Origin of the sequence: Pseudomonas sp. B21-059 (assembly GCF_026016285.1) — a bacterium.
GTDB lineage: Bacteria > Pseudomonadota > Gammaproteobacteria > Pseudomonadales > Pseudomonadaceae > Aquipseudomonas > Aquipseudomonas danubii.
Genome location: NZ_CP087201.1, coordinates 1,121,882 through 1,134,929, shown reverse-complemented (window position 1 = coordinate 1,134,929; position 13,048 = coordinate 1,121,882). Strand labels below are relative to the sequence as shown.

9 protein-coding genes are annotated in these 13,048 nt (G+C 63.9%); all 9 read left to right on the top strand.

Annotated features, from left to right (window positions below):
- Positions 1-125: 125 nt before the first annotated feature.
- The 9 genes from alg8 (at position 126) to LOY69_RS05030 (ending at position 13,037) form a co-directional block, all read left to right on the top strand.
- Positions 126-1,607, top strand: a complete 1,482-nt coding sequence (alg8, locus tag LOY69_RS05070; RefSeq protein WP_102878455.1) for a mannuronan synthase — start codon at positions 126-128, stop codon at positions 1,605-1,607.
- Positions 1,608-1,642: 35 nt separating this feature from the next.
- Entirely contained in the window at positions 1,643-2,812 is a 1,170-nt protein-coding gene (locus LOY69_RS05065) for an alginate biosynthesis protein Alg44 (protein WP_265074205.1), read from the top strand.
- Between the two features lie 83 nt (positions 2,813-2,895).
- Positions 2,896-4,335, top strand: a complete 1,440-nt coding sequence (gene algK / locus LOY69_RS05060; protein ID WP_265074872.1) for an alginate biosynthesis TPR repeat lipoprotein AlgK — start codon at positions 2,896-2,898, stop codon at positions 4,333-4,335.
- 89 nt (positions 4,336-4,424) lie between these two features.
- Entirely contained in the window at positions 4,425-5,861 is a 1,437-nt protein-coding gene (locus tag LOY69_RS05055) for an alginate export family protein (protein ID WP_265074871.1), read from the top strand.
- Between the two features lie 41 nt (positions 5,862-5,902).
- Positions 5,903-7,477 (top strand): mannuronan 5-epimerase AlgG, encoded by a 1,575-nt coding sequence (gene algG / locus LOY69_RS05050; protein WP_372342436.1) that lies wholly within the window; start codon positions 5,903-5,905, stop codon positions 7,475-7,477.
- 11 nt (positions 7,478-7,488) lie between these two features.
- Positions 7,489-8,937 (top strand): alginate O-acetyltransferase, encoded by a 1,449-nt coding sequence (locus tag LOY69_RS05045; RefSeq protein ID WP_110596507.1) that lies wholly within the window; start codon positions 7,489-7,491, stop codon positions 8,935-8,937.
- Positions 8,938-8,945: 8 nt separating this feature from the next.
- A complete protein-coding gene (locus LOY69_RS05040) occupies positions 8,946-10,070 on the top strand; it encodes a mannuronate-specific alginate lyase (protein WP_110652298.1) in 1,125 nt (374 codons plus the stop codon).
- Between the two features lie 211 nt (positions 10,071-10,281).
- Positions 10,282-11,847 carry an MBOAT family O-acyltransferase gene (locus tag LOY69_RS05035; protein WP_110596421.1) on the top strand — a complete coding sequence of 522 codons (1,566 nt, stop codon included), beginning with the start codon at positions 10,282-10,284 and terminating at the stop codon, positions 11,845-11,847.
- A gap of 11 nt (positions 11,848-11,858) precedes the next feature.
- Complete coding sequence (locus LOY69_RS05030; protein WP_265074204.1) at positions 11,859-13,037, top strand: alginate O-acetyltransferase; 1,179 nt, start codon at positions 11,859-11,861, stop codon at positions 13,035-13,037.
- Positions 13,038-13,048: the final 11 nt, after the last annotated feature.

The following is a 13,048-nucleotide window of genomic DNA, read 5'->3' as shown; positions in this document are numbered from 1 at the left end:
CGCTGCCGCAGGCTGCGATCGTCCCCGAAGGGGCGTGCTCCCGAGGGCATCTCGAGGCCCTGCGGACCTATCGCAGCCTACGGCAGCGGCTACAGGGTACCGCTTAGAATTTTAGGACGCAGATTATGCACAGGCTAAAGCACGGCCTGCTTCAGGCCGCCGGTTGGCTGTTTTACTTGAGTTTGCTGATGGGCATGGCCTTGCTGCTGCCCGCATCGACCTTCGACTCGCAGTCCAAGGACTTCATTTTCCTGATTGGCGCCGTGGGCATCTGGCGCTACTCCATGGGTGCCACGCACTTCGTGCGCGGCATGCTGTTTCTCTACGTGGTCTACCCGCACCTGCGGCGCAAGGTGCGCAAGCTGGGCAGCGCGGCCGACCCGTCCCACGTGTTCCTGATGGTCACCAGCTTTCGCATCGATGCGCTGACCACCGCCCAGGTCTACGGCTCGGTGATCCGCGAAGCCATCGACTGCGGCTTCCCCACCACCGTGGTCTGCTCGATCGTGGAAATGTCCGACGAGCTGCTGGTGAAAAGCCTGTGGGCACGGATGAACCCGCCGGAGCGGGTCAAGCTGGACTTCGTGCGCATCCCCGGCACCGGCAAGCGCGACGGCCTGGCCTTCGGCTTTCGCGCCATCTCCCGCCACCTGCCGGACAACCGCGCCGTGGTGGCGGTGATCGACGGCGACACCGTGCTCGGCGAAGGCGTGGTGCGCAAGACCGTGCCCTGGTTCCAGTTGTTCGGCAACGTCGGTGGCCTGACCACCAACGAATTCTGCGAAGTGCGCGGCGGCTACATCATGAGCGAATGGCACAAGCTGCGCTTCGCCCAGCGCCACATCAACATGTGCTCCATGGCCCTGTCCAAGCGCGTGCTGACCATGACCGGGCGCATGTCGGTGTTCCGCGCCACCGTGGTCACCGACCCGGACTTCATCGCCGACGTGGAAAGCGACTCCCTGCAGCACTGGCGCCTGGGTCGCTTCAAGTTCCTCACCGGCGACGACAAGTCCAGCTGGTTCAGCCTGATGCGCCTGGGCTACGACACCTTCTACGTGCCTGACGCGGCGATCAACACCGTGGAACACCCGCCGGAAAAGAGCTTCATCAAGGCCAGCCGCAAGCTGATGTTCCGCTGGTACGGCAACAACCTGCGGCAGAACGCCCGGGCCTTGGGTCTGGGAGTCAAGCGCTTGGGACTGTTCACCAGCGTGGTGCTGTTCGACCAGCGCGTGTCGATGTGGACCTCGCTGCTGGGCCTGACCGTGGCGATCATCGCCAGCGTCAAGTACGGCACCGCCTTCATCCTCGCCTACCTGCTGTGGATCGGTATCACCCGCCTGATCCTGACCCTGTTGCTGTCCTGCTCGGGGCACCGCATCGGCCCGGCCTACCCCTTGATCCTCTATTACAACCAGATCGTCGGCGCCCTGGTGAAGATCTACGTGTTCTTCCGCCTCGACCAGCAATCCTGGACCCGCCAGGACACCAAGCTGACCCGCGACCTGGCCAGTTTTCAACGTTGGTTCAACACCTGGTCGTCTCGGACCATGACCTTCTCGGCCGGCAGCGTGTTCGTCGCTGTCCTGCTGCTGATGGTCTGAACCGCCTTGCCTGAATTAACTAGGAAATCGACCCTATGAACACCGCCGTGAACGTCAATGTAGTGCATGAATCCGAAGCCCAACGCCAGCACGCCCGGGTCAAGATCCCGGCCAAGCTGCGCTTCTTCGGCAACGAAGCCAAGCCCCTGGAAGTGCGGGTCCACGACCTCTCGGCCGGCGGCCTGAGCTTCAACGCCGGGCAGCAGATGCTGACCGTGGGTGCCGTGCACAAGGGCCGTCTGCAATTTGTCATCGACAACCTCGGCCTGGCCATGGATGTGGAGCTGCAAATCCGCTCCTTCGATCGCCAGAACGGGCGCGTCGGTTGCCAGTTCCAGAACCTCGAGCCCCAGGACATTTCCACCCTGCGCCACCTGATCACCTCGCACCTGGCCGGCGACATCGTCAGCATGGGCGACGTGCTCGCCACCCTACAGCGCGACAACTTCACCAAGGCGCGCAAGGTCAAGGACAGCGGCAGCGGCATGACCGCCATGGGCCGCCTGCGGGCCGTGACCTTCAGCGCCGGGATCTTCGTGGTGGGCCTGGCGGCGTTCGGCTTCATCCTCAAGTCGGTGTACGGCATGTACTTCGTCAGCCACGCCCAGGCCGGCCTGGTCAGCGTCCCGGGGATGAACGTCACTATGCCGCGCGACGGCACTGTGCAAAGCCTGGTGCAGAGCGACGGCATCGCCGCCAAGGGCGCGCCACTGGCCACCTTCAGCACCAGCATGCTCGACGTGCTCAAAGGCCACCTGGCTGAAGACCAACTGCAACCGGCCAAGGTCGAGGAACTGTTCGGCAAGCAAATGACCGGCACCCTGACCTCCCCTTGCGACTGCACCGTGGCCCAGCAAATGGTCGCCGACGGCCAGTACGCCAGCAAAGGCGACGTGATCTTCCAACTGGTGCCCCGCAACAGCCAGGCCAACGTCGAGGCGCGCTTCTCCTACCGCCAGTTCGGCGACGTGCGCCCGGGTACCCGGGTCAACTTCCAGATCGCCGGCGAGGATGAAGTACGCACCGGCACCATCGTCAGCAGCGCCAGCCTCAACAGCAGCGACCTGTCCTCTGACATCCGCGTGCAGATCAAGCCCGACGCGCCGCTGAGCAGCGCCTTCGCCGGGCGCCCGGTGGAAGTCAGCAGCGACCGCGGCCCCTCGATGAACTGGCTGATCGACAAAGCCATGGCTGCGGGTCTGTAACCATGACAGTGCCTACCCAGCTCCCTGTAGCCGCTGCCGCAGGCTGCGCCCGGCCGCGCAGCGGACGCCATCCGGCCGACTCGATGCTCCCCGACAACCGGCACGAGCGCTGCGCGCTCGATCGCAGCCTGCGGCAGCGGCTACAGGGTTCGGTGTTGCCCTTGGTCGCCGCCCTGGCCCTGGCCGGTTGCGCCGGCCTGCCGGACCAGCGCCTGGCCAACGAAGCCCTGAAGCGCGGCGACACCGCGCTGGCCGAACAGAACTACCGGCAACTGGCGGACCTGGGCTACAGCGAGGCCCAGGTAGGCCTGGCCGACATCCAGGTGGACAGCCGCGACCCGGCGCAGATCAAGCAGGCCGAGGCCACCTATCGCGCCGCAGCCGATGTGTCGCCCCGGGCCCAGGCGCGCCTCGGCCGCCTGTTGGTGGCCAAGCCCGGTTCCACCGAAGCCGAGCAGCACGAAGCCGAAGGCCTGTTGAAAAAAGCCTTTGCCAACGGTGAAGGCAACACCCTGATTCCCCTGGCGATGCTGTACCTGCAATACCCCCACAGCTTCCCCAACGTCGACGCCCAGCAGCAGATCAGCCAATGGCGCAGCGCCGGTTACCCGGAAGCCGGCCTGGCCCAGGTGCTGCTGTACCGCACCCAAGGCAGCTACGACCAGCACCTGGCCGAGGTGGAAAGCATCTGCAAGGCCGCGCTCAACAGCACCGACATCTGCTACGTGGAACTGGCGACCGTTTATCAAAAACGCGGCCAGCCGGAGCAACAGGCCGAGCTGCTCAAGCAACTGCAGGCCGGCTACAGCCGTGGCACGGTCAGCGCCCAGCGAGTCGACAGCGTGGCCCGCGTGCTGGGCGATGCAAGCCTGGGCAAGCCGGATGAAAAAACCGCCCAGGCCCTGCTGGAGCAGGTCGCTCCGGGTTACCCGGCGTCCTGGGTCAGCCTGGCCCAACTGCTCTACGACTTCCCCGAACTGGGTGACGTCGACAAGATGATGCAGTACCTGGACAACGGCCGCGCCGCCGACCAGCCCCGCGCCGAACTGCTGCTGGGCAAGCTCTACTACGAAGGCAAATGGGTGCCGGCCGACGCCAAGGTCGCCGAAGCACACTTCCAGAAAGCCGTGGGCCGCGAAGTCGCCGCCGACTACTACCTCGGCCAGATCTACCGCCGTGGCTACCTGGGCCAGGTCCACCCACAAAAGGCCCTGGACCACCTGCTGACCGCCGCGCGCAACGGCCAGAACAGCGCCGACTTCGCCATTGCCCAGTTGTTCTCCCAGGGCAAGGGCACCAAGCCCAACCCAGTCAACGCCTACGTCTTCAGCCAACTGGCGAAGGTCCAGAACACACCGCAGGCCAACGAACTGGCGCAACAACTGGAAAGCCAATTGCCGCCTGCACAGCGCGCCGAAGCCCAACGCCTGCTGCAACAAGAGCAGGCCGTGCGTGGGGCCTTGAGCCAGAACGCGCTGCAACTGCACGCCCTGCAAGAAGAAGACGGCGAGGAAACCCTATGACGCTCCCCCCACTCAATACACCTCCTGCGACAGCGCCTACAGGCAAGCGCTTCAGCCTGTCGAAACTGGGCATAGCCCTGGGTTTTGCCATGCTCTGGTCCAACCCGACCCTGGCGGCAATGACCGATACCCAGAACTTCGGCCTGGAAGTGAAGATCACCGGCCAATCCGAAGATGATCGCGACCTGGGCACCCTCAGCGGCGGCGACGTCAACGGCCTGGGCCTGGACCTGCGGCCGTGGGTCTACGGTGAACGCGGTGCCTGGAGCGCCTACGCCATGGGCCAGGCGGTGACCTCCACCGACATCATCGAAACCGATACCCTGCAGCAGTCGGACGCCGACGGCAGCCAGCAGTCGAGCAACGACGACCGCAAGACCCAGAAAAACTACCTGGCCCTGCGCGAGTTCTGGATCGGCTACAGCGGCTTCACGCCCTACCCCGGCGAGCAGTTGAAACTGGGCCGCCAACGCCTGCGCAACGACGACGGCCAGTGGCGCGACACCAACATCGAAGCCCTGAACTGGACCTTCGACACCACCTTGCTGCGGGCCAACGTGGGCGCCGCCGAGCGCTTCAGCGAGTACCGCACCGACCTCAAGGAACTGGCGCCCAAGGACAAGGACCGCCTGCACGTCTACGGCGACGCGGCCTACCAGTGGACCCCAGGCAACTGGGTGGGGATTCGCGGTCATCACACTCACGATGACGGCAAGCTCGACTATCCGGTGCCCGGCGAAGCCGCCGATTCCCTGGACAAGAAAGAGAACGGCGACCTCACCTGGCTCGGCCTCACCGCCGACAGCGACGCCTACAACTGGCGCAACACCAACACCGTCAACTACTGGGCCAGCCTGACCGGCATGCGCGGCGAGCGCGACACGGTCAACGCACTGGACGCCAATGGCAACCGCCCGGCCCAGGCCAAGCGCAGCGACAACCTCGACGGCTGGGCCACCGACCTGGGCGTACGCCTGCGCCTGGACCCCAACTGGCAAGTCGGCGCCGCCTATGCCCGCGCCAGCGGCGACTACGAGCAGAACGGCCTGGAAAGCAACCGCTCCAACTACACCGGCACCCGCTCCCGCGTGCACCGTTTCGGCGAAGCCTATCGCGGCGAAATGAACAACATGCAGACCGCCACCCTGTTCGGCTCCTGGATGCTCAACGATGAATACGACGCCAGCCTGATCTACCACAAGTTCTGGCGCGTGGACGGCAACAAGCCGGTGGGCAGCAACGGCATCAACGCCGTGGACAACGACTATGACGGCAACGGCAACCTGCTCTCCAGCACCGCGCTGCCCCTGCAGGACGGCAAGAAAGACTTGGGGCAGGAAATGGACCTGGTGGTCACCAAGTACTTCAAGCAAGGCCTGTTGCCGGCGGCCCTGAGCCAGTCCATCGATGAGCCGTCGGCCCTGGTGCGTTTTCGTGGCGGCGTGTTCAAGCCCGGCGATGCCTATGGCAAAGACGTCGACTCGTACATGCACCGCGCCTTTATCGACGTGATCTGGCGCTTCTGATGCGAACCGCGAAGGGAGTGCCCGAAATGAACTGCTACCCCATGAACAGCCCCGCTGCGAAAGGCGCCATCAGCCTGTTGGCTGGCGCTCTGTTGCTGGCCAGCAGCTCGGCTTTCGCCACTGTCGAGCCGGCCAAGGCGCCGATCGTCGCCAAGGAACTGCAACAGGCCAAGACCTACACCGTCAGCAGCGCGCCCACTGAGCCGTTGAACCTGGCCACGCCGACCCTGCCCGACCTCTCCGGCTACACCGCCGAGGCCGTTGCGGCGAAGATCGTGCGCAGCCAGCCGGGCAAGATCAGCGTGCGCCGGATGATGCAGGAAGACGCCCTGAAAGACTTTATCGGCGGTGACAACAAGATGGCCGAATGGGTGGTGCGCCAGCACGGCATTCCCCAGGCGATCTTTATCGACGACGGTTACATCAACCTCAAGGACCTGGCCAAGAAACTGCCCAAGCAGTACATCAGCGAAACCGCGCCGGGTGTATTCCTCGCGCGCCTGCCGATCGTGGTCGGGCGCAAGGGCATCCTGGAAATCGACAAACAGACCCAGGAGCTGCGCCTGTCCCAGGAAGGCGGTTCGTTCCTGGTCAACGATGGCCAGCTGTTTGTGCGCGACACCAAGGTCACCGGCTGGCGCGAGAAAGACAACGGCCCGGCGACCTTCCGCTCGCCCAAGGAATTCCGCCCGTTCCTGCTGGCCTGGGGCGGCACCGAGACTTACATCGTCAACAGCCAGATGGCCAGCTTCGGCTACGCCAACTCCAAGTCCTACGGCGTGAGTATTTCCCAGTACACGCCGAACATGGCCAAGGTGCTCAAGCGCGATGAACCCACCGGCTGGATCATCGGCTCGGATTTCTCGGACATGTGGTACGGCTTCTACTGCTACGAAACCCGCGACTTCGTGGTCAAGGGCAACACCTACAAGGACAACATCGTCTACGGCATCGACCCCCACGACCGTTCCCACGGCCTGATCATCGCCGACAACACCGTCCACGGGACCAAGAAGAAGCACGGCATCATCATTTCCCGGGAAGTGAACGACAGCTTCATCTTCAACAACCGTAGCTACGACAACAAACTCTCGGGCCTGGTGATCGACCGAAACAGCGTCAACAACCTGATCGCCTACAACGAGATCTACCGCAACCACACCGACGGCATCACCCTCTACGAGAGCGCCGACAACCTGCTGTGGGGCAACAAGGTGATCAGCAACAAACGCCACGGCATCCGCATTCGCAACAGCGTGAACATCCGCCTGTACGAAAACATCGCCATGGCCAACGGCCTGACCGGCGTCTACGGCCACATCAAGGACCTTTCCGACACCGACCGCGACATCAAGCTCGACCCGTTCGACGCTCAGGTTTCGCTGATCGTGGTCGGCGGCGAGCTGGCGGCCAATGGCAGCGGCCCGCTGTCCATCGACTCGCCGTTGAGCGTGGAGCTGTATCGCGTGTCCATGCTCGCGCCCACCAAAAGCAGCGGCATCAGCTTTTCGGGGATCCTTGGCGAACGCCAGGATGAAATCCTCGACCTGATGGTGCGCCAGCAAAAAGCCGTGCTGATCGACCCTGTCGAACGCCAGACCGAAATGCGCGATTGAGGATGACTGTCATGCCCCCACACCTGATCAAACTGTTGAGCCTGTCGGCGCTGACCGCCGGCATTCTCGCCGCCAGCGCCGGCGCCCGTGCCGCTGAGCCCCAGGCGCCGAACTTCACCGCCGAGCCGTGCTGCAACCTGTGCCCGGCCGCCCATGATGCGAAGAACTACACCACCCGCTACCAGCAGAACTTCACCACCCTGGTGCAAGCTCAGGGCGACTGGCTGTTCCGTACCCAGGAAGACCTGCGCACCGAATTTGATACCACGCCGCAAGGCTATCGCCGCCTCAAGCAACTGCACCAAGCCTTCAAGAGCAAGGGTGTGGAACTGGTGCTGGTCTACCAGCCGACTCGCGGCCTGGTGAACCGCAACAAGCTCAACCCGGCAGAGAAAGCCCGCTTCGACTACGACAAGGCCCTGAACAACTACCAGGCCATGCTCGGGCGCTTTGCGCAGATGGGCTACGTGGTGCCGGACCTGTCGCCGCTGACCAACGAACAACTGCCCGACACCCTGCCGGCCCACGATTTCTACTTCCGTGGCGACCAGCACTGGACCCCTTACGGCGCCCAACGCACCGCCAAGATCGTCGCCGACAAGGTCAAGCAACTGCCGGCCTTCGCCGACATTCCACGGCGTGAATTCGAGACCCACAAGTCCGGGCGCATGGGCAAGACCGGCACCCTGCACAACATGGCCGGGCAACTGTGCGGCACCAGCTACGCCATCCAGTACATGGACCAGTTCACCACCGAGCCCAAGGGCGAGGCCGGCGACGGCGACCTGTTCGGTGATTCCGGCAACCCGCAGATCACTCTCGTAGGCACCAGCCACAGCGGCAAGAACTACAACTTCGCCGGCTTTCTGGAAGAGGCCATCGGCGCCGACATCCTCAACGTCGCCTTCCCCGGCGGTGGCCTGGAAGGCTCGATGTTGCAGTACCTGGGCAGCGACGAATTCCAGAAGAGCCCGCCGAAGATCCTGATCTGGGAGTTCTCGCCGCTGTACCGCCTGGACCAGGAAACCATCTACCGGCAGATGATGGCCCTGCTGGACAACGGCTGCGAGGGCAAGGCTGCGCAGATGAGCGCCAGCACCACCCTCAAGCCGGGCAAGAACGAACTGCTGGTCAACAGCCAGAACCTGGACCTGCGCAACAGCGGCCATCAGGTCGACATCCGCTTCGCCGACCCTTCGGTGAAAACCCTGCAAGCCACCCTCTGGTACATGAACGGGCGCCACGAGGACATCAAGATCGACAAACCGGAAACGTCCGACACCGACGGGCGCTTCGCCTTCGAACTGCGCACTGACGAAGACTGGGCCTCGCAGAACCTGCTGGCAGTCGAAATCCAGGGCCCGGAAGCGGGCACTGCCGGGCAGAAGGTCGAAGCGAAAATTTGCAAACGCAACGTATTCCCGAGCGCCGAGCAACGCACCGCGCAGATCGGGCAATGAGGTTACCTATGCAAAGCACACACCTGAAACGCCTGTTGATACCCAGCCTGCTGGGGCTGGCCATGGTCACCGGCAGCGCCCAGGCCGCCGCGCCGCTGCGTCCACCCCAGGGCTATTACGCCCCGGTGGACAAGTTCAAGAGCGGTGACGACAGCGAAGGCTGCGACGCCATGCCGGCGCCCTACACCGGCGCCCTGCAGTTTCGCAGCAAGTACGAAGGCTCGGACAAGGCCCGGGCGACCCTGAACACCCAGTCCGAACAGGCCTTTCGCGACACCACCGCGGACATCACCAAGATCGAGCGCGGCACCAGCAAGCGGGTCATGCAGTTCATGCGCGACGGCCGCCCGCAACAGCTGGACTGCACCCTCGCCTGGCTCAGCGCCTGGGCCCAGGCCGACGCGCTGATGTCCAAGGACTTCAACCACACCGGCAAGTCCATGCGCAAATGGGCCCTGGGCAGCATGGCCTCGGCCTACCTGCGGCTGAAGTTCTCCGACTCCCACCCGCTGGCCAGCCACCAGGAACAGGCGCAGAAGATCGAGGCCTGGTTCAGCAAGATGGCCGATCAGGTCGTCAGCGACTGGGACAACCTGCCCCTGGACAAGACCAACAACCACTCCTACTGGGCCGCCTGGTCGGTGATGGCCACCGCCGTGGCCACCAACCGCCGCGACCTGTTCGACTGGGCCGTGAAGGAATACAAGGTCGGCGCCCACCAGGTCGACGCCGACGGCTTCTTGCCCAACGAACTCAAGCGCCAGCAACGAGCCCTGGCGTACCACAACTACGCCCTGCCGCCCTTGGCGATGATCGCCAGCTTCGCCCAGGTCAACGGCGTCGACCTGCGCCAGGAGAACAACAGCGCGCTCAAGCGCTTGGGTGACCGAGTGCTGGCTGGGGTGAAAGACCCGGAGCTTTTCGAGCAGAAGAATGGCAAGGAACAGGACATGACCGACCTCAAGGTCGACTCGAAATTCGCCTGGCTGGAACCCTACTGCAGCCTCTACACCTGCGCTCCGGAGACATTGGAGCGCAAGCACAAGATGCAACCGTTCAAGACTTTCCGCCTGGGTGGCGACCTGACCAAGGTCTACGACCCGGCCCATGAAAAAGGCAACACAGGCCCGTAACACCTACACCTGTAGCCGCTGCCGAGGCACGAGGCTGCGACGCGGTCCGCAGGACCGCCCCCAGGGGCCGCTTCGCAGCCCATCGCAGCCTCGTACCTCGGCAGCGGCTACAGAGAGCGTCATGAATGCAATACGCCTCCCACGGTTTTTTCAGTGGGGGGTTTGGGGGGGCTCCGGCCTCTGACTATTGGTTAAACATGGAGAGATCGGGATGGTTTTCTCGTCCAATGTGTTCCTGTTCCTGTTCCTGCCGATCTTTCTCGGCTTGTACTACTTGAGCGGGCAACGCTATCGCAACCTGCTGCTGCTGATCGCCAGCTATGTGTTCTATGCCTGGTGGCGGGTGGACTTCCTGGCGCTGTTCGCCGGGGTCACCCTGTGGAACTACTGGATCGGCCTGAAAGTCGGCGCCGCCGGGGTCCGGACCAAGCCGGCCCAACGCTGGCTGCTGCTCGGCGTCGGCGTCGACCTGTGCATCCTCGGCTACTTCAAGTACGCCAACTTCGGCGTGGACAGCATCAACGCGATCATGACCTCCTACGGTCTGGAACCGTTCATCCTGACCCACATCCTGCTGCCGATCGGCATCTCGTTCTACATCTTCGAGTCCATCAGCTACATCATCGACGTCTACCGCGGCGACACCCCGGCCACCCGCAACCTCATCGACTTTGCGGCGTTCGTGGCGATCTTCCCGCACCTGATCGCCGGCCCGGTCCTGCGCTTTCGCGACCTGGCGGACCAGTTCAACAACCGCACCCACACCCTGGACAAGTTCTCCGAAGGCTGCACCCGCTTCATGCAGGGTTTCATCAAGAAGGTGTTCATCGCCGACACCCTGGCAGTGGTCGCCGACCATTGCTTCGCCCTGCAAAACCCCACCACGGGCGATGCCTGGCTCGGCGCCCTGGCCTACACCGCGCAGCTGTATTTCGACTTCTCCGGCTACAGCGACATGGCCATCGGCCTGGGCTTGATGATGGGTTTTCGCTTCATGGAAAACTTCAAGCAGCCCTATATCAGCCAGTCGATCACCGAGTTCTGGCGGCGCTGGCACATCAGCCTGTCCACCTGGCTGCGCGACTACCTGTACATCACCCTGGGCGGCAACCGCAAAGGCACGCTGATGACTTACCGCAACCTGTTCCTGACCATGCTGCTCGGTGGCCTGTGGCACGGTGCGAACATCACCTACATCGTCTGGGGCGCCTGGCACGGCATGTGGCTGGCCATCGAAAAGGCCCTGGGCATCAACACCACCCCACGCAGCCTGAACCCGATCCGCTGGGCCCTGACCTTCCTGCTGGTGGTGATGGGCTGGGTGATCTTCCGTGCCGAGAACCTGCACGTGGCCGGGCGCATGTACGGTGCCATGTTCAGCTTTGGCGACTGGTCGCTGTCGGAACTCAACCGCGCCAGCCTCACCGGCCTGCAAGTGGCGACCCTGATCCTGGCCTACGCCACCCTGGCGTTCTTCGGCCTGCGTGACCTGTACCGCAACCCGGCACCGGTCAAGGCCAAGCCCGACGTCGCTACCCCCGCCGACGGCCCGGCCACCGCCCAGCCCGGTCTGATCAAGGCAGTGCCCGGGGACACCCCCGGCAGCGTTCACCAGCCAGGCTACATCGTCGGCACCGAGGCCCAAGTGCAACCGGCCTACTGGAGCGCCGACTGGTCGCGCTACGTGATGCGCGCCCTGGTGCTGCTGCTGTTCATCGCCTCGATTCTCAAACTCTCGGCGCAAAGCTTCTCGCCGTTCCTTTACTTCCAGTTCTGAGGGATCTGCCCATGACCCGCTCATTACGTGTGTTCTACATCGCCCTGTTCCTGGTGACCCTGGCGGTCCTCGGGCTGTGGTCGGTGCGCAGCTTCTTCGGCTTCAGTACCAACAACGACGCCACCGTGCTCAACGGGCGCTGGGCCAAAGCCGTGGAAACCCACTACGACGACCAGTTCCCGATCAAGCGCCTGGGCACCAACCTCTGGGCCGCCCTGGACTTCAAACTGTTCAACGAAGGCCGCCCCGGGGTGGTGCTAGGCCGCGACCAGTGGCTGTACAGCGATGAAGAGTTCAACCCGGTGGTCAACGAGGAGCTCAACCTGCAAGGCAACTACGCCCTGGTGGAAGGCGTGCGCCAGACCTTGAAGGCGCACGGGGTGAAACTGGTGATGGCCATCGTCCCGGCCAAGGTCCGGCTGTACCCGGAACACCTGGACGAGGTACGCCCGGCGCGAATCCACGCCAACCTCTACCAGGACTTTCATGCCCGGGTCGCGGCCGACAAGATCCTTGCCCCCGACCTGCTGGGCCCCCTGCAACAGGCCAAGCAACAGGGCCAGCAAGTGTTCCTGCGCACCGACACCCACTGGACCCCGGCCGGCGCCGAAGTCGTCGCTCGCCAGTTGGCCCAGGCCATCGCCGCCAAGACCCCGCTCAGCGGTCAGCCACAACGCTTCGTCACCGAGACTCAAGAGACCGTGAAGCACCAGGGCGACCTGCGGCGCTTCCTGCCCCTGGACCCGCTGTTCGAAAACCTGATGCCGGCCGAAGAGCCGCTGCAAAAGCGCGTGACCCGCGCCAGCGAGGAACAGCCGGCCGCCGATGACGCGCTGTTCGCCGACCACGAAGTGCCGGTGACCCTGGTGGGCACCAGCTACAGCGCCAACCCCAGTTGGAACTTCGTCGGCGCCCTGAAACAGGCCCTGCACAGCGACGTGGTGAGCTACGCCGAAGACGGCCACGGCCCGATTCTGCCGATGCTCAGCTACCTGAAAAGCGACGACTTCAAGAACAACCCGCCCCAGGTGCTGATCTGGGAATTCCCTGAACGCTATCTGCCCGTCAACAACGAAATCGGCGACGCCGACCCGCAGTGGGTCGCAGAGCTCAAGCAAGCCGGTGCTCGCCAACAAAACCTAGCCAGCAACACTCCGAAATCCGAGACGCCCGACCGGGCGCAAAACTGAAAAAGAGGTAA

Bases quoted from the DNA above. Each gene is read 5' to 3' on its own strand.
- alg8 (WP_102878455.1), top strand. From the start codon at position 126: ATGCACAGGCTAAAGCACGGCCTGCTTCAGGCCGCCGGTTGGCTGTTT.
- LOY69_RS05065 (WP_265074205.1), top strand. From the start codon at position 1,643: ATGAACACCGCCGTGAACGTCAATGTAGTGCATGAATCCGAAGCCCAA.
- algK (WP_265074872.1), top strand. From the start codon at position 2,896: ATGCTCCCCGACAACCGGCACGAGCGCTGCGCGCTCGATCGCAGCCTG.
- LOY69_RS05055 (WP_265074871.1), top strand. From the start codon at position 4,425: ATGCTCTGGTCCAACCCGACCCTGGCGGCAATGACCGATACCCAGAAC.
- algG (WP_372342436.1), top strand. From the start codon at position 5,903: ATGAACAGCCCCGCTGCGAAAGGCGCCATCAGCCTGTTGGCTGGCGCT.
- LOY69_RS05045 (WP_110596507.1), top strand. From the start codon at position 7,489: ATGCCCCCACACCTGATCAAACTGTTGAGCCTGTCGGCGCTGACCGCC.
- LOY69_RS05040 (WP_110652298.1), top strand. From the start codon at position 8,946: ATGCAAAGCACACACCTGAAACGCCTGTTGATACCCAGCCTGCTGGGG.
- LOY69_RS05035 (WP_110596421.1), top strand. From the start codon at position 10,282: ATGGTTTTCTCGTCCAATGTGTTCCTGTTCCTGTTCCTGCCGATCTTT.
- LOY69_RS05030 (WP_265074204.1), top strand. From the start codon at position 11,859: ATGACCCGCTCATTACGTGTGTTCTACATCGCCCTGTTCCTGGTGACC.